Source organism: Sphingomonas yunnanensis (genome assembly GCF_019898765.1).
Taxonomy (GTDB): Bacteria; Pseudomonadota; Alphaproteobacteria; order Sphingomonadales; family Sphingomonadaceae; genus Sphingomonas; species Sphingomonas yunnanensis.
This window is the reverse complement of record NZ_JAIOKB010000005.1, coordinates 118,826-142,520: the sequence shown is the minus strand read 5'-3', so window position 1 is coordinate 142,520 and position 23,695 is coordinate 118,826. Positions and strand designations below refer to the sequence as shown.

20 protein-coding genes are annotated in these 23,695 nt (G+C 68.3%); 14 read left to right on the top strand and 6 right to left on the bottom strand.

From position 1 onward, the window contains the following. Nucleotides 1-76: 76 nt before the first annotated feature. Nucleotides 77-1,168, bottom strand: coding sequence for a glycosyltransferase family 4 protein (locus K7957_RS14615; RefSeq protein WP_223012727.1), 1,092 nt, complete (start codon nt 1,166-1,168; stop codon nt 77-79). Between the two features lie 135 nt (nt 1,169-1,303). On the opposite strand from K7957_RS14615, the gene K7957_RS14610 reads away from it, so the two are divergent. The 10 genes from K7957_RS14610 to K7957_RS14565 all read left to right on the top strand — a co-directional run bounded on the left by K7957_RS14610 (nt 1,304) and on the right by K7957_RS14565 (nt 12,532). Next, entirely contained in the window at nt 1,304-2,650 is a 1,347-nt protein-coding gene (locus K7957_RS14610) for an oligosaccharide flippase family protein (RefSeq protein WP_223012726.1), read from the top strand. Continuing rightward, a complete protein-coding gene (locus tag K7957_RS14605) occupies nt 2,641-3,630 on the top strand; it encodes a glycosyltransferase family 2 protein (protein ID WP_343228424.1) in 990 nt (329 codons plus the stop codon). Before K7957_RS14610 ends, K7957_RS14605 begins: the two co-directional genes overlap by 10 nt. Further along, nucleotides 3,627-4,838, top strand: a complete 1,212-nt coding sequence (locus K7957_RS14600; protein ID WP_223012725.1) for a glycosyltransferase family 4 protein — start codon at nt 3,627-3,629, stop codon at nt 4,836-4,838. The genes K7957_RS14605 and K7957_RS14600 overlap by 4 nt, the downstream gene beginning before the upstream one ends. 10 nt (nt 4,839-4,848) lie before the next feature. After that, nucleotides 4,849-5,574 carry a glycosyltransferase family 25 protein gene (locus K7957_RS14595; RefSeq protein ID WP_223012724.1) on the top strand — a complete coding sequence of 242 codons (726 nt, stop codon included), beginning with the start codon at nt 4,849-4,851 and terminating at the stop codon, nt 5,572-5,574. Further along, complete coding sequence (locus tag K7957_RS14590; RefSeq protein WP_223012723.1) at nt 5,571-6,929, top strand: O-antigen ligase family protein; 1,359 nt, start codon at nt 5,571-5,573, stop codon at nt 6,927-6,929. Before K7957_RS14595 ends, K7957_RS14590 begins: the two co-directional genes overlap by 4 nt. A 95-nt stretch (nt 6,930-7,024) precedes the next feature. Next, complete coding sequence (locus tag K7957_RS14585) at nt 7,025-8,320, top strand: DUF1996 domain-containing protein (RefSeq protein ID WP_223012722.1); 1,296 nt, start codon at nt 7,025-7,027, stop codon at nt 8,318-8,320. Nucleotides 8,321-8,779: 459 nt separating this feature from the next. Beyond that, nucleotides 8,780-9,538 carry a PEPxxWA-CTERM sorting domain-containing protein gene (locus K7957_RS20430; protein WP_246617120.1) on the top strand — a complete coding sequence of 253 codons (759 nt, stop codon included), beginning with the start codon at nt 8,780-8,782 and terminating at the stop codon, nt 9,536-9,538. Between the two features lie 113 nt (nt 9,539-9,651). Beyond that, a complete protein-coding gene (locus K7957_RS14575; protein WP_223012721.1) occupies nt 9,652-10,932 on the top strand; it encodes a DUF1996 domain-containing protein in 1,281 nt (426 codons plus the stop codon). 148 nt (nt 10,933-11,080) lie between these two features. Further along, a complete protein-coding gene (locus K7957_RS14570; protein WP_223012720.1) occupies nt 11,081-11,548 on the top strand; it encodes a PilZ domain-containing protein in 468 nt (155 codons plus the stop codon). A 294-nt stretch (nt 11,549-11,842) separates the two neighbouring features. Beyond that, complete coding sequence (locus K7957_RS14565; protein WP_343228423.1) at nt 11,843-12,532, top strand: sugar transferase; 690 nt, start codon at nt 11,843-11,845, stop codon at nt 12,530-12,532. Nucleotides 12,533-12,738: 206 nt separating this feature from the next. On the opposite strand, the gene K7957_RS20690 is transcribed toward K7957_RS14565, so the two are convergent. After that, nucleotides 12,739-12,948 carry a hypothetical protein gene (locus tag K7957_RS20690; RefSeq protein ID WP_223012719.1) on the bottom strand — a complete coding sequence of 70 codons (210 nt, stop codon included), beginning with the start codon at nt 12,946-12,948 and terminating at the stop codon, nt 12,739-12,741. On the opposite strand from K7957_RS20690, the gene K7957_RS14555 reads away from it, so the two are divergent. Both K7957_RS14555 and K7957_RS14550 read left to right on the top strand, forming a co-directional pair. Further along, the gene (locus K7957_RS14555) at nt 12,938-14,824 is read left to right on the top strand and encodes a DUF1800 family protein (RefSeq protein ID WP_223012718.1); all 1,887 of its coding nucleotides are present in this window, start codon (nt 12,938-12,940) and stop codon (nt 14,822-14,824) included. The genes K7957_RS20690 and K7957_RS14555 overlap by 11 nt on opposite strands. 11 nt (nt 14,825-14,835) lie before the next feature. After that, entirely contained in the window at nt 14,836-16,197 is a 1,362-nt protein-coding gene (locus K7957_RS14550; protein WP_223012717.1) for a DUF1501 domain-containing protein, read from the top strand. Nucleotides 16,198-16,203: 6 nt separating this feature from the next. Here K7957_RS14550 and K7957_RS14545 read toward each other — a convergent pair whose 3' ends face one another. The 4 genes from K7957_RS14545 to K7957_RS14530 are packed head-to-tail and all read right to left on the bottom strand — an operon-like array spanning nt 16,204 to nt 20,704. After that, nucleotides 16,204-16,758 (bottom strand): serine O-acetyltransferase, encoded by a 555-nt coding sequence (locus tag K7957_RS14545; RefSeq protein ID WP_223012716.1) that lies wholly within the window; start codon nt 16,756-16,758, stop codon nt 16,204-16,206. Nucleotides 16,759-16,771: 13 nt separating this feature from the next. After that, the gene (locus K7957_RS14540; RefSeq protein WP_223012715.1) at nt 16,772-18,130 is read right to left on the bottom strand and encodes a hypothetical protein; all 1,359 of its coding nucleotides are present in this window, start codon (nt 18,128-18,130) and stop codon (nt 16,772-16,774) included. Between the two features lie 56 nt (nt 18,131-18,186). Continuing rightward, nucleotides 18,187-19,398, bottom strand: a complete 1,212-nt coding sequence (locus K7957_RS20685; RefSeq protein ID WP_223012714.1) for a glycosyltransferase family 4 protein — start codon at nt 19,396-19,398, stop codon at nt 18,187-18,189. A gap of 25 nt (nt 19,399-19,423) precedes the next feature. After that, the gene (locus tag K7957_RS14530) at nt 19,424-20,704 is read right to left on the bottom strand and encodes a lipopolysaccharide biosynthesis protein (RefSeq protein ID WP_223012713.1); all 1,281 of its coding nucleotides are present in this window, start codon (nt 20,702-20,704) and stop codon (nt 19,424-19,426) included. A 306-nt stretch (nt 20,705-21,010) separates the two neighbouring features. On the opposite strand from K7957_RS14530, the gene K7957_RS14525 reads away from it, so the two are divergent. Further along, complete coding sequence (locus tag K7957_RS14525) at nt 21,011-22,333, top strand: hypothetical protein (RefSeq protein ID WP_223012712.1); 1,323 nt, start codon at nt 21,011-21,013, stop codon at nt 22,331-22,333. Nucleotides 22,334-22,355: 22 nt separating this feature from the next. Next, a complete protein-coding gene (locus K7957_RS14520) occupies nt 22,356-23,663 on the top strand; it encodes a glycosyltransferase (RefSeq protein ID WP_223012711.1) in 1,308 nt (435 codons plus the stop codon). Nucleotides 23,664-23,695: the final 32 nt, after the last annotated feature.

Here is a 23,695-nt window from a genome sequence, read left to right as displayed (position 1 = left end):
CGTCGCGCTTCGCGCGCCACCTCCCCTGCAAGGAGAGGACCGGAAGCGTTCTCTACCGCGCGGTCACCCTCCACCCCTATTTCGCCGCCGCGATCACCTCGGCCAGGAAGCTGCGGTACTGCGCCGCCACGCGCGGCCAGGCGTAGCGCAGCGCGCGCACGCGGCCGCGCGGGGCGAGCTCGGAGCGCGCCGCGATCGCGTGCGCCAGCGCCGCCGCCACCGCCGCGGGGTCGCCCGTGTCGAGCAGCACCGCGTCGTCGCCGACGATCCAGCGCAGCCGGGGCGAGTCATGCGCGACCACCGGCGCCCCGCACGCCAGCGCCTCGATATAGACGTTGCCGAACGATTCCTCGCGCGAGAGGTGGAGGAACACGTCGGCCGAGCGGTACAGCAGCGGCATCTCCGCCGCCCCCACCGTCAGCCGCTTGAACCGGCCGGGCAGCAGCTCGGCGGCGAGCCGGTCGACCGCCTCGCGCTCGGGCCCGTCGCCCGCGACCACCAGGTGCGCGTCGGGCAGCTGCGCCACCGCGCGCACGCCGTCGGCGACGCGCTTGGAGGGGATCAGCGCGCTCACCATCAGCACCACGGTGCCGCGCGGGGGCAGGCCGAAGCGCGCGCGCTCGGGCGCGCCGGGGGTGAAGCGCTCGGCGTCCATGCCGTTGGGGATCAGCGCGCAGCGCCATCTGTCCTGGTTGCGCTCGAGATAGTCGGGGTTGGTGCACACCAGTCCGTCGCAGCCGAAGGTGCGATATTCCGAGTCGTTCGACACGGCGGGCCAGTCGCCGTTCTGCGTGACGAAGACGTGCGGCGGCCGCCGCCCGAACAGCACCGGGCGGCGCAGCACCCAGTTGGTGAAGGGGAAGGAGCAGGTGACCGTCACGTCATGGTCGCGCGGGCGATAGGCGCGCAGCAGGCCGGGGACGAAGCTCGCTTCCTCCCAGCCGGTCTCGCTGCGCAGCGCGGGCACGCGCGGCATCCGCTCGAGCTTCTCGCGTCGCACCGCGCCGGCGTGGCGGAAGCGATAGGGCGTGCCCTCGCGCGCGTCGCCCGCGCCGATCACCGTCACCGCGTCGCCGCCGCGCGCCAGCTCGGTCGCGAGCGAGAGGAGCGCCACCTCGGCGCCGCGCTCGAAACGATGGAAGCCCGGCAGGGCGAACAGGATCCGCATCACTCTATCCTCAAACGCCCTGGCCGGACGTGTGCTCGATTTTAAGGCTTGGGCTGCTAGAGACCGCGCTGCCGATCCGGCGCGACCCGATTCGGCCGCGCCGGTCGGTTCCTTCCTGGGATCGTCCGCCCGCGCATGAAGTTGCTTTCCCGATCGATCCTCTTGCGGCTGGGCTGGTCCACCGCCGGCTATGGCGTGGTGCAAGCGCTGCGGCTCGTCAACAACGTCGTGCTCGCGCGGCTGCTCGCGCCCGAGCTGTTCGGCATCATGATCATCGTCAACACGGTGCGCACCGGCATCGAGCTGGCGTCCGATATCGGCATCGGCCAGAACATCATCAGCAACCCGCGCGCCGAGCAGCCCGACTTCTACGACACCGCCTGGACGCTCCAGCTGGTGCGCGGCATCGCGCTGGGGATGGTCTGCGCCGCGCTGGCCTGGCCGGTGGCATGGTTCTACCGCAAGCCCGAGCTCGCCGGCATCTTCGCGGTGGCGTCGCTGTTCTTCGTCTTCGCCGGGTTCGAATCGACCGGGCGGTTCATCGCGCAGAAGCACCTGCGGCTCGCCGCGCTGACCGCGTTCGAGGTCGGCTACACCGCGGTATCGACCGTGGCGCACATCCTGTTCGCGCTGGCGACGCCGACGATCTGGGCTTTGGTGTTCGGCGGCATCACCTCCAGCGCGGCGGTGATGGTGGCGAGCTACCTGCTGATCCCGGGCATGCGCCACCGCTTCCTGATCGATCGCGGCGCGATGCGCGAGATCCTCTCCTTCGGCCGCTGGGTGGCGCTGTCCTCGATCGTCTACTTCCTGGCGATGAACTTCGACCGACTGTACATGGCGCGCGCCGTGACGCTGGCGGTGCTGGGTACCTATGGCATCGCGCGCTCGCTCGCCGACATCCTCAACCTGCTGGTCGCGCGCTTCGGCAACATGATCGTCTTCCCGATGGTGGCGGCCTCGTTCGACACCACCGCCGAGCTGCGCGCGCGCCTGGCGCGGCACCGCCCGCTGCTGCTGCTCGGCGCGGCCGCCGCGGTGGCGGGGTTCATCGCCATCTCGGACCTGCTCACCGCCCTGCTCTACGACCAGCGCTACCAGGCGGCGGCGCAGATGCTGCCCGCGCTGTCGTTCGGCGTGTGGTTCGCGATCCTGTCGACCATCAACGAGTCGGTGCTGCTCGGCATCGGCAAGCCCGTCTATGGCGCCAGCGCCAATATCGGCAAGTTCGTCTGGCTGCTGGTCGGCCTGCCGCTGGCGGTCAATTTCCACGGCATCAGCGGCGCGGTGCTGGTGATCGCCAGCGCCGAGCTGGTCCGCTACGTGCCGCTCTGGGTCGCGCAGCGCCGCGAGGGCCTGTCGTTCGCGCGCCAGGACCTTGCTATGACGCTCGTCATGCTGGGTCTGGCCGTGCTCTTCCGCGAGGCGCTGTACGGCGTCGGGCTGACCGGCGACGTGGCGAGTCTGCTGCCGTGGAAGTGAGCCCCGCCTTCCCGACCGCACCGCGCATCGGCATCGTCGCGATCGGCCGCAACGAGGGCGAGCGGCTGGTGCGCTGCCTGCACTCGCTCGAGGGCAGCGGCGCCGCGGCGGTAGTCTACGTCGACTCGGCCTCGACCGACGGCAGCCCGGCGCGCGCGCGCGAACTCGGCGCGCAGGTGGTCGACCTCGACATGGCGCTGCCCTTCACCGCGGCGCGCGCGCGCAACGCCGGGTTCGCCGCGCTGCCCGCCGACTGCGACCTCGTCCAGTTCATCGACGGCGACTGCGAGCTGGCGCCGGAGTGGCTCGCCGCGGCGACCGCTTTCCTCGCCGCGCACCCCGACGTCGCGGTGGTGTGCGGGCGCCGGCGCGAGCGCGCCCCCGAGGCCTCGGTCTACAATCGCTTGTGCGACCTGGAGTGGGACACGCCGATCGGCGAGGCCGGGGCGTGCGGCGGCGACTCGCTGATGCGCGCCGAGGTGGTCCGCGCCGCGGGCGGCTTCCGCGACGACCTCACCGCGGGCGAGGAGCCCGAGCTGTGCGCGCGGCTGCGCGCCGACGGCTGGCGGGTGTGGCGGATCGACGCGGCGATGACGCTGCACGACGCCGCGATGCTGCGCTTCGGCCAATGGTGGTGGCGCGCGGTGCGCGGCGGCTTCGGCTATGCCCAGGCCGGCGAGGCGACCCGTGCGCTGCCGCACCCGCTCTACCGCGCCGAGCGCCGCCGCGCGCTGCTGTGGGCGGGCGCGCTGCCGCTCGCGGGCGCGGTGCTGGCGCTGCTGGTCCACCCCGCGCTGCTGCTGCTGCCGCTGCTGCTGCTGGCGCTCCAGGTGGCGCGCGTGGCGCGGCGCGACCGCCACGGCGCGATGGCCTGGCCCAACGCCTTCTACACGATGCTGGCCAAATTCCCCGAGCTGCAGGGCATGCTGCGCTACGCGCGCCGCCGCCGCGCCGCCGGATCCGCGATCACCTACAAATGATTGACCCGCGCACCCCCCGCATCGCCTATGTGGTGAGCCAATATCCGGCCTCGTCGCACACCTTCATCCGCCGCGAGGTGGAGAGCCTGCGCCGCCACGGCGTCGACGTGCGCACCTACAGCATCCGCCGCCCCGGCGCGGCCGAGCTGGTCGCACCCGAGGATCGCGCCTCGGCCGAGACCACGCGCTTCGTGCTGCCGCTCGGCGCGGGCGCGCTGCTCGGCGCGCATCTGGGCGCGCTGACGCGCCGGCCCGGCGCCTATCTCGCGCTGCTGCGGCTGGCCTTGCGCCACCGCGCGCCGGGGCTGCGCGCCGCGCTCTGGGCGCTGTTCCACTTCGCCGAGGCGGTGGTGCTGGCGCGGATGTTCGCGGAGGACGGTGTCAGTCACGTCCACAATCATTTCGCCAACGCGGGCGCGACCGTCGGCATGATGGCGGCGCGGCTCGCCGGGCTGCCGTGGAGCCTGACGCTGCACGGCATCTCCGAGACCGACTATCCCGCCGGGCTGACGCTCGGCGCCAAGCTGGAGCAGGCCGAGTTCGCCGCCTGCGTCTCCTGGTTCGGCCGCGCCCAGGCGATGCGAGTCACCGCGCCGGCGCACTGGCACAAGTTCGCGGTGGTGCGCTGCGGGCTCGACCTCGCCGCCCCCTCGCTCGCCGCGCCGCTTTCGCGCGCGGCGATGACCCGGCGCCAGCTGGTGTGCGTCGCGCGGCTGTCGGCGGAGAAGGGCCATCTCGGCCTGCTCGAGGCGATCGCGCCGCTCGACGTCGAGCTCACGCTGGTGGGCGACGGCCCGCTGCGCGGCGAGATCGACGCCGCGGTGGCGCGGCTCGGACTCGGCGCGCGCGTCCGTTTCGCCGGGCGGCTCGACGAGGCCGCGACGCTGGCCGAGATCGCGCGCCACGACATGCTGGTGCTGCCGAGCTTCATGGAGGGTCTGCCGATCGTGCTGATGGAGGCGATGGCGCTCGGCCTGCCCGTGATCGGCAGCCGCGTCGCGGGCGTGCCCGAGCTGATCGAGGACGGCCAGGAGGGCCTGCTGTTCCGCCCCGGCGACTGGGACGACCTGCGCCGCCAGATCGCGCGGCTGCGCGACGATACCGCGCTGGGCGACCGGCTCGCCGCCGCCGGCCGCGCCAAGGTCGAGCGCGAGTTCGACATCGCCACCGCGGTCGCCCCGCTCGTCTCCCGCTTCGCCGTTCCATAGGCTGACCCTCATGCTGTTCGACCTCGTCGACCGAGTCCGCATCATCAACCTCGCGCACCGCACCGACCGGCGCGCGCAGATGCTGGGCGAGCTGCGCCGGCTCGGCGCCGAGCACGACCCCAAGGTCGCCTTCTTCGACGCGTGCCGCTTCGACGACGCGGGCAGCTTCACCTCGCGCGGCGCGCGCGGCGTGTACCACAGCCATCTCGCCATCCTCGAGGAGGCCGCGGCGGCGGGCGAGAGCGTGCTGATCCTCGAGGACGATGCCGACTTCACCCCGGCCGCGCGCGACGTGACCGTGCCGCCGGGCTGGCAGATCCTCTACGGCGGCTATTATGCCGCCTCGCCCGACGACCTGCCCACCAGCGACATCATCGGCGCGCATTGCATGGCATTCAGCGCCGACACGGTCGCGCCGCTCGCCGCCTATCTGCGCCACCTGCTGACCCTCGACGACCATCCGCCGGTCGACGGCGCCTATGTGTGGTACCGGCGCGCGCACCCCGAGGTACGCACCGCCTTCGCCGAGCCGGTGCTGGCCGAGCAGCGCCCGTCGCGCACCGACATCGCCGCGCTGCGCTTCTTCGATCGCCTGCCGCTGCTGCGCGAGGGCGCCGGCGCGGCGCGCGCGCTCAAGCGCGCGGCGGCGCGGCGCAGCTTCGGGCTGCGCGAGTCGATCGTGATCGCGGTGGTGGGGATCGGTGGCGCGGCGGCGCTGGTGGCGGTGTTCGCATGAAGTGGATCGCACTCCTCGCGGTGCTCGGCATGCTGCCGGTGCTGATCGGCTGGCTCCGCAGCAACCGCCGCCACCTGCCGCGCGTGATGATGGTGTTCGGCGCGCTGCCGTTCGTTACCAGCACCTGGCACCTGCTGATCGCCCCGATCTCCTGGGCCTATTGGCCGGGCTTCGTGAAGGGCGCCGAGGTCACCTTGATCGACGCGCTGGCGATCGCGCTGATCGCCTCGACCCCGCGCAAGTTCCGCCGCGTGCACCTGCGCTGGCCGCTGGTCGCCTTCACCGCGCTGGTGCTGGTGAGCATGCTCCAGAACGACGTGCCGATGTCGACCTTCTTCTACGTCTGGCAGCTGGCGCGCATGGTCTTGGTGCTCAGCGCGGTGGCGATGATCTGTCGCGACCCCAAGGCGGTGCGCGGGCTGATCCTGGGGCTGATCCTCGGCATCTGCTTCCAGGCGGTGATGTCGCTCAAGGCGCACGCGCAGGGCGCGATCCAGGCGGCGGGCACGCTGGGGCACCAGAACCTGCTCGGCATGCTGACCCACTTCGTCATCTTCCCCTCGCTGGCGATGCTGCTGGCGACGAAGAAGTCGCGCTGGCTGTGGCTCGGCCCGATCGCGGGGCTCACCGCGGTGGTGCTGACCGCCTCGCGCGCGACGATCGCTTTCTCCGCGGCGGGCGTGGTACTGACGCTGCTCCTCTCGATGATGCGCCAGCCGAGCGGGCGCAAGACCACGGTGGCGATGGCGGGCGTGCTGTCGCTCGTGGTGGCCGCGCCGGTGGCCTATGCCACGCTGGGCGCGCGCTTCAGCAAGCCGTCCGAGACCGGCGACTATGACGAGCGCGCCGCGTTCGAGCGCGCCGCCAAGGCGATCCTCCACGACCACCCGCTCGGGGTGGGCGGCAACCATTACGTCATCGTCGCCAACACCCAGGGCTATTCCGACCGCGCCGGCGTCGCCGCGGTGTTCGGCAGCCGCAGCGCGCACGTCCACAACGCCTATCTGCTGTCCGCGGCGGAGACGGGCTATGCCGGCCTGGTCGCCTTCGTGCTGATGCTGGTGTGGCCCGTGATCGTCGCGCTGCGCTGCGCCTGGCGCTACCGCCGCGACCCGCGCGGCGACGTGCTGCTGGGCCTCGCGGTGGCGCTGGTGATGGTGAGCCTGCACTCGCTCTACGAGTGGATCTTCGTGCTCTACGTCACCCAGTATATGTACGCGATCGCGGTCGGGCTGATCGCGGGCATCGCCGCGGAGATGGGCTATTGGGCGCCGCGGCGGAAGCGCGCGGCGGTCGCGCCGGAGCGCGACGAGGCGGCGGAAAGCCTCGCGGAACCAATCCCTAACGTCGCTTAAGCACGCTTCCCCACGTCGATTTAACCCAGCGTCCCTAGTGTGGCCTGAACGGCTGCCGGGCTCGAGTTCGCCCGCGGCGACTGGGAGTACCTCAGATGATGACGCTGCTGGGCGCGCGCGCGCGCCCTGCGCTGACGCGCGCCCCCGCGACCATGCTGCCGCGCGCCGCGCGCCTCATGCCCCAGATCCTGATCGCGCTGGCGCTCGCCGGCTGCGGCGGCGGCGGCGGTGGTAGCGGCGCGACCGCGGGCACCACCCCGGTAGCGAGCGCGCCGGTCGCCCCCACCGTCACGCCCACGCCGACGCCGACTCCCACGCCCGCGAGCAGCGGCGTGGTGGTGGCGCCGGGCAGCCTGCCGGTGGCGGGCAACTATGACTCGATCCCGAGCAACTTCGACGTCAGCCAGCAGCTCGTCGCCGCCTGGGGCACGGGCGCGATCCCGTCGAGCGGCGCCCCCGACGTGGTCGGCGCCTTCCGCTTCATCTGCACGCCCAGCCACGAGGCCAAGGACGACCCGATCGTCTTCCCGGGCCAGCCGGGCAAGTCGCACCTCCACCAGTTTTTCGGCAACTCGCTGGCGGACGCCAACTCCACCTATCGCAGCCTGCGCACCAGCGGCGAGAGCACCTGCACCAACGCGCTCAACCGCTCGGCCTATTGGATGCCGGCGATGCTCAACGGCAAGGGCGGCGTGGTGCGGCCCGATTACGTCTCGATCTACTACAAGCGCCGGCCGGAGAGTGACCCCGAGTGCCAGCGCATGGGCAAGGCCTGCGTCGATCTGCCGCGCGGGCTTCGCTTCGTGTTCGGCTATGACATGATCAACGGCACCCCGCCGACCGGCGTGGGCTATTACAACTGCCAGGGCCCGACCGCCGAGCCCGGCCATTACGCCGACCTGATCGAGGCGGGCAAGCATTGCGGCGTCGGCAACCAGATCGGCGCGGTGATCAACGCGCCCAATTGCTGGGACGGCAAGAACCTCGACAGCGCCGACCATCGCTCGCACGTCGCCTACACCAGCTACGGCGACTGGGGGTACGAGAAGTGCCCGGCGGACCATCCGTACGTGATCCCCACCTTCACCATGGGCGCCTGGTACACGGTCGACTCGGACCTCAACCGCAGCGGCAGCTGGGACGGCGGCACCAGCGGCTGGCACCTCGCCTCGGACGAGATGCCCGGCATGGCGACGATGCGCCCCGGCTCGACCTTCCACGCCGACTGGTTCGGCGCGTGGGACGACGAGGTGATGAAGATGTGGGTCGATAACTGCATCAACAAGCTGCTCAACTGCAGCGGCGGCGACCTCGGCAACGGCCGCCAGATGAAGATGTTCGACGCCTTCGCCTGGACCAGCACCCCGCACGTCGTGGCGCTGCCGAAGTGAGCGCGAAGCGGCTGCGCTGACGAAGCCGGGCGACGGTCTGTCCTCCTCAGCGATCGGGCTCGTGGTGGCCGAACCGGCTTGGTCGTCGCGTGTTCACCTCCGTCCCCCGCCTACCCTCCTTCTTGCTCCTTTCATCAGCCCCGCCCTCTCTCGGCCCCGCCCCCTGTCGTCGCCGCTACCTGCCCGTGGCGCCTCTTGCTTCCGTCATCCCCGCGAAGGCGGGCATCCAGAGACGCTGACGTCCCGCCTCCGTCGACAGGTCCGCGCATCTGGATCTTTGCCTTCGCAGGGATGCCGGGAGAGATCGCGAACATAGGGAGCCGCAGGCACGACGGAGCAGGCTGGCGCGCCGAGTGTCGCACGGGTCCGAAACCGGGACAGGGGCGTAACGGTCGCATCTTGAAGCACATCGCTCACCGCGGCAATCACGCGACCAACAGAGTTCTGGGGGAAGACATCATGACGAAGTTGAAGATGATCGCGGCCGCGGCGGGGCTGGCACTGGCGGCGGCGGCAGCGCCGGCGAGCGCGGCGGACTTCACGCTGAACTTGATGAATGGTAGCGGCAGCAGCGCCTACAAGGACTATAGCTTCCAGCTCGATGGCAAGACGGTCAACGTTCGGGCGACTGCTTGGTCGACGGCGAATGCCAGCGGTCCCACGTCCAATGTCTACGACGCGCGACTGGGCTATTACGACAAGGGACTCGGCGTCCTCAATGACAGCGAGGGCAGTGGCGGCGGCAACACGCACACCATCGACAATCAGAACGGGCAGGACTTTATTCTCTTCCAGTTCGACACCGCGGTGCTGCTGTCGAACATCACCACCAACCCCTTCACCGTCAGCAACTCGACCGACTCCGACGCGGTGATCGGCTGGGCGAACGTGAGCACAGGCTGGAACCAGTCGCTCGGGCTCGACGGAAAGTCGGCCAACGTGGTGAACAACATGCTGAGCGGCAGCCAGTATCTCGAGGGAGGCAGCAGCGCCTCGACGCGGAACGTGAGCGGAGCCGCGTCGAACCTCTGGCTCGTCGGTGCGGCCGCGAACGGCGGTGCCGACGGCAAGATCGACGGCTTCAAACTGGGTGCGGTCACCGTCAGCAGCGCGGTGCCCGAGCCGGCGACCTGGATGATGATGATCGGCGGTTTCGCGATGGTCGGCGCCGCGGTGCGTCGTCGCAAGAGCGTCACCGGCGGCGCAGCGATCGCCTGATCGCGCGTTCCCGATAGGGACAGTGAAGGGGCCGGCCGCGCGAGCGACCGGCCCCTTTCGCGTGCGCCGCGCGCTGGCCTGATGTATGATCCGCGACGAGTGACGGAGGCGTGATGCGGGTGCGGACGAGCGGACATCGAGGCTGGATCGGGACGCTGCTGGTGGCGCTGGCGCTGGCCGGCGCGGCGCAGGCCGACCGTCCCGCCGCGCCGGCGACCCAGCAGGCGAAGGGCAAGATGGGGGGCACCGGCGATCTCGCCCCACCGCGCGAGGCCGCCCGCGGCCCCGAGGGCGAGGAGCCCGCGGTAGCGAGCAACTTCGACTCGGCCAGCGGCATCATGGTGTCGCACGAGAGCGGCCCGCCCGGCGCGATCCCGCAGAGCGCCGCGCCCGACGTCGTCGGCGCCTTCCGCTTCATCTGCACGGCGGGGCAGCTGCGCTTCGACGATCCGATCCTCTATCCCGGCAAGCCGGGCCAGTCGCATCTCCACCAGTTCTTCGGCAACACCGCGGCCGACGCCCACTCGACCTATGCCAGCCTGCGCCGCAGCGGCGACAGCACCTGCATGAACCGGCTCAACCGCTCGGCCTATTGGATGCCGGCGATGCTCAACGGGCGCGGCCAGGTGATCCGCCCCGACTTCGTCTCGATCTACTACAAGCGCCGGCCCAACACCGATCCGGAGTGCAACCGCGTGCGCGCCGCCTGCGTCGCGCTGCCGCGCGGGCTGCGCTTCGTGTTCGGCTTCGACATGGTCCACCCCGACGCACCCGCGACCGGCGCCAGCTATTTCAACTGCCAGGGCCCCGGGGCGACCGAGGGGCATCACGCCACGCTGGTCGAGGTGGCGAAGGTCTGCCCGCCCGGCGCCCAGCTGGGTGCGATCATCAACGCGCCCAGCTGCTGGGACGGCAAGCGACTCGACAGCCCCGATCACCGCGCGCACGTCGCCTATCCGCAATGGACCAACGGCAAGGAACATTGCCCATTCACCCACCCGGTCGTGATCCCGACCTTCACCATGGGTTCGTGGTACACGGTCGACGCCACGCTCGACCGCAGCGGCGCGTGGGACGGGACGCGCCCGACCTGGCATCTCTCGTCGGACGAGATGCCCGGCGCCAACGGCACGATGCGGGTACCCGGCACGACCTTCCACGCCGATTGGTTCGGCGCCTGGGACGATTCGACGCTGCGTCAGTGGACCGACAATTGCATCGACAAACTGCTTAACTGCCACGGCGGCGACCTCGGCAACGGCAAGCAGCTGCGCCAGGTGACGCCCTTCGCCTGGGTCGCCAAGCCCCATTCGGTGCCGGTGCCCGATCGCCCCCCCGCCGCCGCGGGCGCCGACCCGCATGCCGGGATGCAGCATGGCGTGGCGATGCGCTGACCGCGCGTCGTGGCTTACGGCGCGTTTACCACGATAGGCGGAAAAGCCGCGGAATCCGCCTCTTCGGCCCCGATCGGACCGCGTCGGTTAACTCGATAGTAGGTGCGTCACCGCTAATCCTCGCGCAGCTGATCGAAAGGGTGCGACAATGCTGCTCCACGCGGTGATGGTGAACGAGGACAATGACGATCGCCGCGGTGCCGAGCGCCAGGCGATCAACCAGCCGTCGACGCTGCGCGGCGATCGTGGCGCGCACGACGTCTACGTCGACGATCTGTCGGAGACGGGCTTCAGCGTCACCACCGACTCGCGCCTCGCGATCGGCAGCACGGTGACGATCGGTCTCGCGGGCCACGGCCGCGCCATGGCGCGCGTGGTGCGCCAGATACCGGGCGGATACGGCTGCGAGTTCGCCGAGCCGGTCAGCCATGCCGTGGTGGCGAGCGCGTTCCGCACCGACACCGTGATCCAGCTCACCTCCTCCGCCCCGCTGGAAGCGCCTTTCGCCGAGCCCGAGATCCAGAAACTCCCCGGCGCAGTGCGGCTCGGCGTGATCGTCGGCAGCTCGGCGCTGCTCTGGGCACTGATCGCGCGGGTCGCGGTAGCCCTCTTCTGATCCACCGCAGCGCAGCAGGATTACTCCCTTCGCGCACTTGGTCGCGCCGCCGGAACACGGGTCGTGTCGGTGGCTCGCGACCGTCACCTATGCTGCCCGCATTTCCGAGCCATTGGAAAAAACCGCAGGACCAGTAGGCTTTTACTACTGATTGCTGATGCTTGACCGTACCGCATCGGTACAGGCTGCGACGATCAATCCCGGATTCGAGACGAGCCGCTGCATCTTCAGGGTTACATTAACAGCCAAATAACCTAATGTTGCGTTGCAGCGTATCGTCAGGGAGCGATCTTCGTGCATGAAGCGACCATCACCGCGTCGGTGCCCAGCAGCGACGTGGATCCCCGCGAGGACGGGTTCAACCTGCGTCGGGTCGACGACATGGCGAGCCGCGCGCTCGACGTGACGATCGCGCTGACCGCGCTGATCATCCTGGCGCCGCTGATGCTGATCATCGCGGCGATCATCTATATCCTGGATCCCGGCCCGATCATCTTCGCGCACCAGCGCATCGGGCGCGGTGGCCGCGCCTTCCCGTGCCTGAAGTTCCGCTCGATGGTGGTCGACGCCGACGCGCGGCTGCGCCAACTGCTCGAGACCAGCGCCGAGGCGCGCGAGGAGTGGGAGCGCGACCATAAGCTGCGCGACGATCCCCGCGTGATCGGCATCGGCAAGTTCCTGCGGAAGACCAGCCTCGACGAGCTGCCGCAGCTGATCAACGTGGTGCGCGGCGAGATGAGCCTGGTCGGGCCGCGCCCGATCGTGGTCGGCGAGATCGCGCGCTACGGTCGCTACTTCGAGCATTATTGCGCGGTGCGCCCGGGCATCACCGGCCTGTGGCAGGTCGGCGGTCGCAACGACGTGTCCTATCGTCGCCGCGTCGCCTATGACGTGACCTACAGCCGCGCGCGCTCCTGCGCGATGAACGTCAAGATCATGGCGTACACGGTACCCAGCGTTCTGTTCCAGCGCGGATCCTACTGACCTTACCCGATAGTTAAAGTCGAGTACGGACGGTGTCGCCCAAGGGGCGGCACCGTTCCGTCGTTCTGGTCGCGTCGATGAGTCAGACGATCCCCGTTAACTCGGTCTTTAGCACGCCCGGTTATTGATCTGGCAGCGCGGTTACCGCGCGACTTCCAGATCAATGAACTTGGCGGGGCCGGCGTGTCGAGCGCACGAACACGATATCATTTGCTGACGGCCTGCGCTGCTCTGGCGCTGGCGAGCTGCGGCGGCGGCGGCGGCGGCGCGGGTTCATCCGCGACCCCCGTGCCCGTCGTGGTCGTGCCGGCGCCGAGCCCGACGCCGACGCCCACGCTGCCCCCGGCGAGCTCCGGACCGACCGTGACGCCGACGCCCGCACCCACCGCGAGCGACGGCGCGATCGTGATCGTCACGCCGACGCCGGCCCCGTCGGCGACTCCCGCCCCGACATCGACGCCGACCCAGAGCAGCGGCAGTGGCAGCGGCGAGATCATCGTCGTCACGCCCACGCCCAGCCCGGCGGCGACGCCTGCGCCGCTCCCCAGCGCCTCGGCCCCTGCCACCGATCAGCCCGCCGGCGGCTTCTCCTATCTCGCCGGCCTGGTCACGGATCTCGGCAACACCATCATCGATGCCTTCTGGCGCTTCCTCGCGCTGTTCACGGCCGACGGCGGCAGCACGCCGTGGAGCACGGGGCTGACCGGCTTCCGCGCACCGGTGCTGAGCGCCGCGGGCGCGGCGGCGATCCCCCCCGACGTCGTGCGGCTCGCGCGACAGGCCACCTTCGGCCCGACACCGCAGGTGGTGAGCCGCATCGCCGAGCTCGGCATCCCGGGCTGGATCGACGAGCAGTTCACGCTGCGCGGCAGCACCTACAAGGATCTGATCGAGTGGGTGCCGGCCGAGTTCTGCACCAACAACACCGCGGTGCCGAAATGCGCCTCGATCCATTTCTCGCGCAATCGGGTCGCCGCGCGCTTCTACGCCGACGCCACGATGGCCCCGGACCAGCTTCGCCAGCGGGTCGCTTTCGCTCTGTCGCAGATCCTCGTGGTGTCGAACGGCGGCGACGCGACCGCGGGTCTAGCCTCCTACGAGCAGCTGCTGCTGGACAATGCGTTCGGCAACTATGGCGACCTGCTGTACAACGTGACGCTTCACGGCTTCATGGGACGCTATCTCTCCATGGCCGACAGCAGTCGGATAGCGCCATCGGAGAATTACGCGCGCGAGCTGCTCCAGCTGTTCAGCAGCGGACCTGTTCAGCTCAACGCTGACGGCACGCCACGGTTGGATGCGACCGGCGCGACGATGCCGGCCTATACGCCCGATGACATCCGCGGCATCGCGCGCGCGCTGACCGGCTGGACCTACGCGAAGAGCGGAGGACGCAGCGATTGGACCGGCAACGATCTCTCGCTGCCGATGGTGCCGGCAGGCGCGAATCGTTACGATAGCGACACCAAGACGTTCCTGACCACCACTGTGCCTGCGGGGGCAACGCCGGCAGACAGCGTGCGGATCGTCGCGACCGCGGCGTTCAACCACTCCTCCACACCGCCGCGTCTTGCCAAGCTGTTGATCCAGCATCTCGTCAAATCCAATCCTACGTCTGCTTATGTCGGGCGCATCGCCGCCGTCTTCGCCGACAACGGATCCGGCGTGCGCGGCGACCTTAGGGCGGTGGTGCGCGCGATACTGCTTGACCCCGAGGCGCGCGGTGACGAACCGCGCGGCGCCGACGCGGGCAAGGTCAAGGAGCCTGTGCTCGTGATGACCGGAGTGGCACGAGCCATCGGTCTCGCGACGGATGGAGTCGCCTTCGTCCAACGCGACGCGAACTTGGGACAGCCCGTCTTCGGGGCACCATCGGTGTTCAATTTCTACCCCGCCGACTATCCGCTGGCGGGCCAACCCGCGCTGGTGAGCCCCGCATCCAAGCTACTATCGGCGGGGAACGCGACCTGGATTCACAACCTCGTCTACAATTGGACGATCCTTGGGGAAGCCAATCGGGGCGAGTGGAACTTTGACATGGGGCTGCCGCGGTTCACCGGCTCGCAGCCGAACTGGCAGGGCTGGGAGGCGATCAGCGACGACCCCGATCGCCTAGTCGCGATGGTGAACCTACTGCTGCTCAACAACTCCGCCAACGACGCGCAGCGAGGCGCGCTGCGCAGCGCTATCCTGTCCGTCCGCAACAGCAATGCCACCGTTCAGGCGCACAAGCGCGCGCAGGTCGCGCTCTATATCGCCGCGTCCAGCCCCAACTTCCTCGTCGATCGCTAAGGACCGCCAGCATGTCGATCACCCGACGCCACTTCCACCGCATGGCGATCAACACCGGCGCAGCCGCCACCATCGGCATGTTCGGCCGCTCCGCCGCCTTCGGTACCTCCACCAGCGGTTACCGCGCCATGGTGGGAGTCTTCCTGTTCGGCGGCAATGACGGCTGGAACATGGTTGTTCCGACTGATCCAGCCACTTACGGCGCCTATCTTGCCTCGCGCGGCACCGTTGCCTTACCACCGAGCGCACTGGCACCCCTGTCAGGAACCAACTTCGGCCTGCACGGGGCGATGGGACGCCTCGCGCAGCTCTGGGATCGCGGCGCGATGTCCGTCGTGCTCAACACCGGTACACTCGCCGCACCGCTCGACAAGGTGACGTACCTGCAACGTCCCGATCTGCGTCCGACCAATCTGATGAGCCATGCCGACGAGCAGGAACATTGGCAGGGGTTGCGTGCCCGCTCCAAGAACGACGACGGCTTCATGGGCCGATTGAACGACCGTATCGCCGCCGGCGGCGTACCTCCGCTGATGTCGTTCGCCGGCAACAACATCGCGCTGATCGGCCAGAACGCGAGGGCGGTGGTGCTGCCCGCGGCCGGTTCGCTCAGCCGGATCGCGTCCGGCAGCAGCGCGATCGATGCGGCGTTGGCGTCCTTCGCCGCTGGATCAGGACTGGGCGCGTTGAGCGAGGCGACCGCCGGCACCTACAATGACGCCTATCAGATGACCGGCGCGACCGCCGCTGTGCTCGGTGCGAGCAGCGCGATCGATAGCAATTTCGTCGACCCTGACACGGGCGCCGCGCTGACCTCCGACCTCGCCAACCAGCTCAAGCGTGTGGCCCGCATGATCGAGGCGCATGGCACGCTGGGACACGCGCGACAAACGTTCTTCGTGTCTCAGGGCGGATATGACACGCACGATAACCAAGTGACGGCGGGCAATCCAGTCGCCGGCAAGCATGCCGCACTCCTGAAGGATCTCGCGCTGGCGCTCTATGCCTTCTACAATGCGATGGACGGTTTGGCACTGGCCAGCAACGTCACGGCCTTCACGATGAGCGACTTCGGCCGCACCTTCAAGGGCAACGCTCAATATGGCTGCGACCATGCCTGGGGCAGCAATCATCTGGTGATCGGCGGCGGCGTGGCCGCGCGCGGCGTATTCGGCCGCTATCCCGATCCGACGCTCGGCGGGGCCGACGATATCAGCTGGGAAGGCCGCTTCCTGCCGACCATGGCGCAGGAGGAGTATATCGGGGCGATCCTGCGCTGGCACGGCGTCGCGGACGCGGACATGCCCTATGTCGTGCCGAACTGGTCGACTTGGTCGACCGCCGGGCGTGGACCGATCGCGCTGTTTACCTGATGTCGGTCACTGAACCCCCGGCAGCGCCGCATCGGACGGGTCTGGCAGCTTGAGGATGCGCGCGGGATTGCCCGCGACGACGGCGCCCGCGGGCACGTCGCGCAGCACCACCGAGCCCGCGCCGATCACCGCGCCTTCGCCGACGCGGATCGGGCCGATCACGACCGCGTTCGGGTAGATGATGACGTCATCCTCGATCACGGGATAATCTTCGCTCTTCGAGCGGCCGATCGTCACCGACTGATAGAGCGTGACGTTGCGCCCGACCGTCACGCCCTGACCGATCACCACCGCCACCGGATGCGGTAACCGCAACCCGGGAGCGATCACACTGTCGAGGTGGAAGTGGCAGCCACTACGCCGGACATTCCACGCCCAGATAAGATTACCCAGCTTGTCGAGCGGGGTGCGGATCATCGGGAGCGCCAGCCGATGGAGCAGGATCGTGCTGAACCCCGGGATGAAGAGAAAAGCCGTCACCGCACGGCGCAGGCGCCGGTGCCCCGTCGCCGCATACAGGTCCTCGCGCACGATGTCGCGGAAACGGATCGTCCGTGTCATGCCGTAGCGCCCGTCAACCCGAGACGGTCACCGTCACGGCGCCCCCGGATGGATAATCGGCGAGGATCGGCTCGGGCGTGATCGGCAAGGCACCTTTGCCGGCCGCCTGGCCGCACATCGTCCGAGCCGCCTTGGGCTGCCCCTCGAGCGTGACGTGCCCGGTCGGCACGGTGTTGCTGGTCCACACCGCCGCGACCTGGCGATCGGGCAGGACCGCGCGCAGCACGTAGATCCCGGGAAAAGGGTTCTTCAGCTCCACCGACGTAGCGGCCGAGACGATCGAACGCGACTCGCGCACGAAACATGCCGACGGTTTGGCGCTGTCGTCGGGGCGATAGATGCCGAAATTGTCTTCGATATCGTTGGGATTCTGGCCGATGTCCTTGAGATCGTAGATCCAGGAACCGCGCAGCCACGGCAGCGTCGACGACTGCAGAAGGTACTGCGCGAGATTATATCCCTGGCGCTCGGGAGAGATGGCGCATTTGGTGGCCGTGGTCGGCCAGCCGAACTCGGTGACATAGACCGGCACACTGGCGCGCTTGGTCTCGCGCCGCAGCATGTCCTGAAGTGATTGAAGCCGATCGATCATCTCGGGCGCGTTGCGCTGCTCATCGCGTCGACACTGATTGTACACATGCACGGAGACGCCGTCGGCACCCTCGAGGGCGCCGTAGCGCACCATCGCCTGGGTCCACTGCCATCCATCATCCACGCCGACCGCTCCGACCAACACCTTGGCGGACGGATTCACCGATTTAACCGCCGCGACGGCCACCTTGGCGAGCGCCGCGTAGTGGACCGCCGCACGGGGATCCGCGGGATTGCCCTGGCCCGTGATCCAGAAAGCCGGGCGCGCGTCCCCTACTTTCATGTTCCACTCGTTCCACACCTCGTACATCGCGCCGTAGCGCTGGCCCAGCTGCACGATCGTCTTGGTATAGGCGGCAAATTGCCCGAGTTGCTGATCGTCGAATGGCATGCCCTGGGGCGCCATCTTGACGCCGCCGAGACCCAGGACGAGCAGCGGGCGGGCGTTCGCCACGGGCATGAAGTCGAGCACCCGGCGCCGCTGATCCAGCCGTGGCGCCGCGCCGGCCGGGAAGCTGAACGCGCCCCATACCAGCCCATCACGATAGGCGTTGGCGCCGATCTGGCTCAGCTGCCGCGCCGCGAGTGCCGGATTGTTGTAGCCGAGGTCGCGTACCATGCCGAAGTGCGTCGTCGCGCCGAGCAGCGCCGGCTGATAGGCGACAGACCTGGTGGCGCCAGGAGCCGCGAACCGCACCGACGTCGTCGGCAGGGATTGCGGATACAGCGCATGCGCCGCGAGCGCCGCTACTGCGATCGCCGGCACAGTGCCCAGGGCCAACACCCGCCTCATTCGCATCGACGCTCTCCGTTCCCGCTCGCTCTACGTCTCTCGATTCAGTCAGCGCGAGCCGGCGATAGCCCATAGAGCGCCATGATCTGTTCCACCATCGGCTCGATGCCGAACAACTTTCTGGCACGCTCAGCGTTGCGGGTCGCCCACTCGGTTCGTCGCACGGGATCGGCCAGCGCCAGGATCGCCGCGCCCAGCGCGTCACTGTCCTCGAACGGCACGATATAGCCGGTCTCACCGTCCACGATCTGATCGGTGGCACCGCCCGCCGGCGTGCGGATCGGCACGAGGCCCGTCGCCATCGCCTCGACCATGCTGATCGCGAAACCTTCGAAGCGGCTTGGCAGGACTGCCACATCGGACGCCCACATGGCATCGCGCACGTCCTTGACGAAGCCGACGAAGCGGAACGTGTCCGCGTCGGCCTCCCCCTGATGCGCCAACGCCTTGATCTCGGCCTCGCGATCTGCACCACCGCTGCCGATGAAGAGGCATTTGAAGCCGTACTCCGGATGACGCTCGCGCAGATCGCGGACTGCCTTGATCAGCAAGTCATGTCCCTTGTTCCACGCCAGCCGAGCCGCCAGGATGCACACAATGTCGGTCGGCGCGAAGCCGAAGGACGCGCGCGCCGCCTCGCGCTGCGCGGGGGCCGGCGGGTAGAAGTGGTCCAGGCTGGTGCCGCCCATCACCTTCACCACCCGCTCGCGCTGCGGGATATGATGCTGACGGATGAAGTCGACTGACTGGTCGGATAGCACGATGAGGCGATGTGGAAAGAAGAGGCGGAGAAAAAGCTCCTGATGTCGGCTGAATTTCTGCGACGCAGACTTCTTGACGGACTCCAGGCCGCCGATCAGCGAGGGATGGTACGTGCCGACGAAGCGAGCTCCCGTCATTAGCGACAGCGCCTTACCGAGAAACAGCATGCCTAGGCCGTGCGTGTTGATCACCTTTATATCATGTGCACGAATATAGGCCGCAATCTCGCGGATCAGAGCGATCTTCGGAAAGCGCTTCATGCCGTCGAATGCGCGCCAGTCGGCGAACACCTGCTCCATCTGGACCCGCTTGTGCCGGGATCTCTCGTCCGACTTGATCGGGCCTGAGAGAAGATGAACACTCACGCCGCGCTGTTTCAGTCCCTCGGCCAGGGTGAGGCAGTAAGTGGCAATACCGTCGTTGACGTTGATCACTTCCGCGAGGAAAAGGACGTTGTGCTGCTCGCGCCGCGCGCCCGATGCCGTTGCTGTCACCGCAAACACTCCTTGTCCCGCATAATCATGATGGCATCGCCGGTCGCGGCGACGGCGCGGTGGTCGCGAACCGCCACAGGATCGAACCGCGCACGCTCGCCAAGATGACCGCGGTCACGATCGCACCGATGCCGGTGCCGACGAAACCGAAGAGCTTGATGCTGGAGTAGGTAACGACCACGGACAGGATCACGCCGCCCATATTGATCAGCCCGTAGTGCCGGTCCTTATGCGCACTCATGAGTCCGATGTTGAAGACGTCCGAGGTGCAGCGGATCACGGTGGCGGTCAACAGCATCAGGAACACGCCGCTATGCTCCGCAACCTCCGCCATGGACATGAAGCGAAAGATTACCTGGCTCGCGGCGTAGATCAGCACTGCTAACACGCCGGCGAACCCCGCCACTTTGAGCATCTGGCGACGCATCTCCTCGCTCCAGCCCGCGACGGAGCCGACCCGGAACGCCTTGTACAAGGCTGGCAAGGCAAGCTGCGCCACCGCCGTACCGACCAGCGTCTGCAGCGCGTTGGTGAGCGACCAGTAGAAGGTGTAGAGACCGACCTGCTTCAACCCGAGCAGAAACGACACGACGTAGCGATCGACGTACATCGATCCCACCATGCCCAGGTCGCTGAGATAGATGAACCAGGTCTGCTTGGCGCGCTCGCGGATCCAGCTGTACTCAAGTGGCGCGTGGAGAATGCGTGACAGCGGCCAACCGCGCACGAAGTAGAACAGGAGCGCGGCATAGACGACATAAGCCACGATCCATCCGATGAAAACCACCTCGATGCTTCGCAACGACGGAACGACCAGCCCAGCGACGATGACGAACGGTACCCAGATGGCCATGCGCACGAAGATCAGGACGTTCGCCTGGAACGGCATCTCCGACGCGATCAGCGACACGTTGATATCGTTCGAGAAGGTTTCGAACCAGACGAGCAGCGTGATGAGCACGTAGATGGGCTTCAGTTCGTGACCGAGCGCAAGCGTGCCGACGAGCGTCGCCGTGGTCGCGACGAGAAGCGCGATCGCGGTGACCGTGAGACGCGTCTTGATCCGCACGCCAGCCTCCGCCGGCTCCACCCCGACGACGTCCCGCGCCAAGAAATAGTTCAGGCCGAAGCCGAGGATGGCGGGCGACAGGCCGATCGCACCCAGCGAGAGGCCGTACACGCCCGCGGCCTCATAGCCGAGGAACTTGATGATGTAGAAGGACAGCAGGAACCGCATGGCCAGCCCGGCGCCGCGAATACCCACCGTGAAGAGGCTGATCAGCTTGGCTGGTATGGCAATGGTCATGACGCTCCACTCGGCCGACGGATCACGGGTCCCGCTCGACCCGCCCCGGAAGCCGCCCAGCTTTAATGCGGCGTTTATCTAACACCGGTGTCCGTTGGCAAGCGTCATGCTGCAGTTGCGAACGGATTCGGTACGGCGCGCGGCAGGCGCCGTTGCGCCGCCCTGACGCCGCGCTTATGCTGCGCACGCTTCGGCGACGCCAGGTCGCGTTCAAGGAAAAGGGGCGCAATCTTGATTTTATCCAGCGCGATCGGCGAGCTTCTGTCGCCCCGCGCCCGGCGTGACGAGCTGCGGCCGACAGGACGCATGGATGAGCTGGCCGGAGCGGGACTCGTCGCGGCGGGGCTGCTGTACCTCTTCTTCGACCTGTTCGGCGGCCCGCTTCGCGCAGGGCTCGGGATGGTCGGGCTCACCGCCCTGATCTACGTGCCCGCGGCAGCGGCGCTGGTGGCGCTGCTCGCCAACGCGCTGGTCCGGATCGGTGACTCGCGCACTTCGGTGCCGGTCCTGGCCGTGGTCGGCTTTCTCGTCGTCGAGACCATGATCGCCATGGCGCTGGGCCGCCGCCTCGAGGCAGCGTTGTTCCAGCTCTACATCCTCATGCCGGGATTGGTCATGATGTCGCTGGTGCAGCGTGGCATGCAGGACCGGCTGATCAGAGCGCTCGTGCCAGTCTTCTTCTTCGCGCTCACCGGCGTGCTGCTCAACATGATGATAAGGTTCCCGTGGGCGGATTCCACCTACGAGGTGATGGGGCGTCAGGTCGCCGCCGCGCGCGAGTGGCAGGCCGGTGGTCAACCGCGACTTGCCGGCTTCACGCGCGCCAGCTTCCTGGCCGCAGGGCAGATCCTGATCGGCTTCTGCGCGCTGGAGCATCGGCTCAAGTCCCTTCCCTGGCGGGCCTTCTGGTACGTGCTCGGGCTCATCGGCGTGCATTACACCACCTCGAAGTCACCTGAATTAGCGATGGTGCTCTTGCCCGCCGCCTACCTGATCATCGGCCGCGCGCGAGCGAGCGACGCCGCTCGCCGCAAGCTCTTGGCCAATCTGCTGATGGGGTTCTGGGTAGCACTGATCTTCGCCGGGCCCTTCATCAGCATGACCTACGCGCACCAGCTCTACCCAGGAGGCACCGGGGTCGGCCGCGGCTACAGCTCGCTCGCCGACCGCTTGCTCAACACCTGGCCCAACGCCATGTCGATGATCGACTGGCGTAACTCCGTCACGCTTCTGGTCGGAAGAGGGCTCGGCGGGATCGGCACGCCGTCGATGATGTTCGACACAGTGGGCAACCCGGCCGACAATCTCGCCGTGTACCTCTTCGTCGCGCTCGGCCTCGTCTCGCTCGGCGCGGCGGTGCTGATCTTCCGCGGCGGACAGCGCGCGATCGCCGCCGGCGGCCGCGGGCGGCGCGACTTCACCATGATCGTCGCGATGCTGGGGGTCGGCTCGGCCGCCAACGTGATCGAGGCGGTCGTCCCGCTGATGGCCTTCGGTCTGGCGATCGCCTATCAGCGGCCCCGGACCCGCACCAGCGGCGCGAACGAGGATGGTAGCGGGCAGCGCCGCCGCCGGCGGCGTCGCTCGTCCGCGTCACCTGTCGGCGAGGCGGCGGTGCACCCCGCGTGAGTGGCGACGTGACGGCTCGGAGGTGGACACCGCGGAGTGCGCTTGCTCAACCGTCGAGGGTCGGGCATGCCCATCGCCACCGTGCGATACGTCGTTCGCCAACAGCGGGCTGGGTTGCAGTAGAAGGACAGGCCTCATGTCGGTAACGCTGGACGGATCGCGCACGGATATACCCGTCGCTTCGCCTTCGGCGCGCCCGCTTCGTGCGGAGGCCGAACTGCGGGACCGCTTCGCCGGCCTGCGCGTGGCGATCGTTCATTATTGGCTTGTCGGGCCAGGTGGCGGCGAGAACGTCGTCAAGACGATGCTGCGGCTGTTCCCGACGGCGGATGTCTTCACGCTGGTGGAGAAACCGGCTTACTCGCAGACCATCGTGCCGCGCGAGCGGCTGCATACGAGCTTCCTGCAACGCATCCCTGGTGCGGCCCGCGCCCACCGCGCGCTGCTGCCGCTCGCGCCGATGGCGTTGGAGAACCTCGACCTCGAGGGCTATGACCTCATCATCTCGAGCGAGTCCGGGCCGGCCAAGGGGATCATGCCGCCGCTCAAAGCGGTGCATGTCTGCTATTGTCACTCGCCGATGCGCTACATCTGGGATCAGTTTCACCAGTACCGCCGCGACACGGGCCTGATCAAACGCATCGTGATGTCGCTCACCGTGGCGCGGCTGCGCCAGTGGGACGCGGTGAGCGCGATGCGAGTGGATCGCTTCATCGCCAACTCGCATTACGTGGCGTCGCGCATCGCCAAATATTACCGTCGCGATGCAGAGGTGATCTACCCTCCGGTCGAGGTGCAGGATTTCAGCCCCGTCGAACAAGTTGAGGATTTCTACCTGATCACCGGCCGCCACGTGTCGTACAAGCGCGTCGATCTGGCGATACAGGCATGCAACCAGCTGCGACGGCGACTGATCATCACCGGTAGCGGACCCGAGACCGCAGCGTTGCGCAGGCTGGCCGGCCCGACCATCGAGTTCGTCGGGCAATGTTCGTTCGCCGACCTCCAGAGCTTCTATGCGCGCGCGCGGGCTTTCCTGATGCCGGGCGAAGAGGATTTCGGCATCGCCCCGGTGGAAGCGATGGCGTCGGGACGACCTGTGATCGCCTTCGCCTCGGGCGGCGCGCTCGAGACGGTGGTGCCCGGCCTATCCGGCAGGCATTTCGCAGAGCAGAGTGTCGCGAGCTTGGTCGCCGCGATGACGGCCTTCGAGGCGGAGGAGGCCTCGTTCGACCCTGCCGCGATCCGCGCCCACGCCGAGAAGTTCAGCCGCGAGCACTTCCTCGATCGTTTCGCGACCTTCGTCGAGGCGGCGTTGCAGCGGCGCTGAGTATTTTGCTGCGGCGCAGCAAGTGCTTGCGC

What these genes read in the sequence shown, in the direction of transcription:
- K7957_RS14615 (WP_223012727.1), bottom strand. Translation starts at nt 1,168, where the DNA reads ATGCGGATCCTGTTCGCCCTGCCGGGCTTCCATCGTTTCGAGCGCGGC.
- K7957_RS14610 (WP_223012726.1), top strand. Translation starts at nt 1,304, where the DNA reads ATGAAGTTGCTTTCCCGATCGATCCTCTTGCGGCTGGGCTGGTCCACC.
- K7957_RS14600 (WP_223012725.1), top strand. Translation starts at nt 3,627, where the DNA reads ATGATTGACCCGCGCACCCCCCGCATCGCCTATGTGGTGAGCCAATAT.
- K7957_RS14595 (WP_223012724.1), top strand. Translation starts at nt 4,849, where the DNA reads ATGCTGTTCGACCTCGTCGACCGAGTCCGCATCATCAACCTCGCGCAC.
- K7957_RS14590 (WP_223012723.1), top strand. Translation starts at nt 5,571, where the DNA reads ATGAAGTGGATCGCACTCCTCGCGGTGCTCGGCATGCTGCCGGTGCTG.
- K7957_RS14585 (WP_223012722.1), top strand. Translation starts at nt 7,025, where the DNA reads ATGATGACGCTGCTGGGCGCGCGCGCGCGCCCTGCGCTGACGCGCGCC.
- K7957_RS20430 (WP_246617120.1), top strand. Translation starts at nt 8,780, where the DNA reads ATGACGAAGTTGAAGATGATCGCGGCCGCGGCGGGGCTGGCACTGGCG.
- K7957_RS14575 (WP_223012721.1), top strand. Translation starts at nt 9,652, where the DNA reads ATGCGGGTGCGGACGAGCGGACATCGAGGCTGGATCGGGACGCTGCTG.
- K7957_RS14570 (WP_223012720.1), top strand. Translation starts at nt 11,081, where the DNA reads ATGCTGCTCCACGCGGTGATGGTGAACGAGGACAATGACGATCGCCGC.
- K7957_RS14550 (WP_223012717.1), top strand. Translation starts at nt 14,836, where the DNA reads ATGTCGATCACCCGACGCCACTTCCACCGCATGGCGATCAACACCGGC.
- K7957_RS14545 (WP_223012716.1), bottom strand. Translation starts at nt 16,758, where the DNA reads ATGACACGGACGATCCGTTTCCGCGACATCGTGCGCGAGGACCTGTAT.
- K7957_RS14530 (WP_223012713.1), bottom strand. Translation starts at nt 20,704, where the DNA reads ATGACCATTGCCATACCAGCCAAGCTGATCAGCCTCTTCACGGTGGGT.
- K7957_RS14525 (WP_223012712.1), top strand. Translation starts at nt 21,011, where the DNA reads ATGGATGAGCTGGCCGGAGCGGGACTCGTCGCGGCGGGGCTGCTGTAC.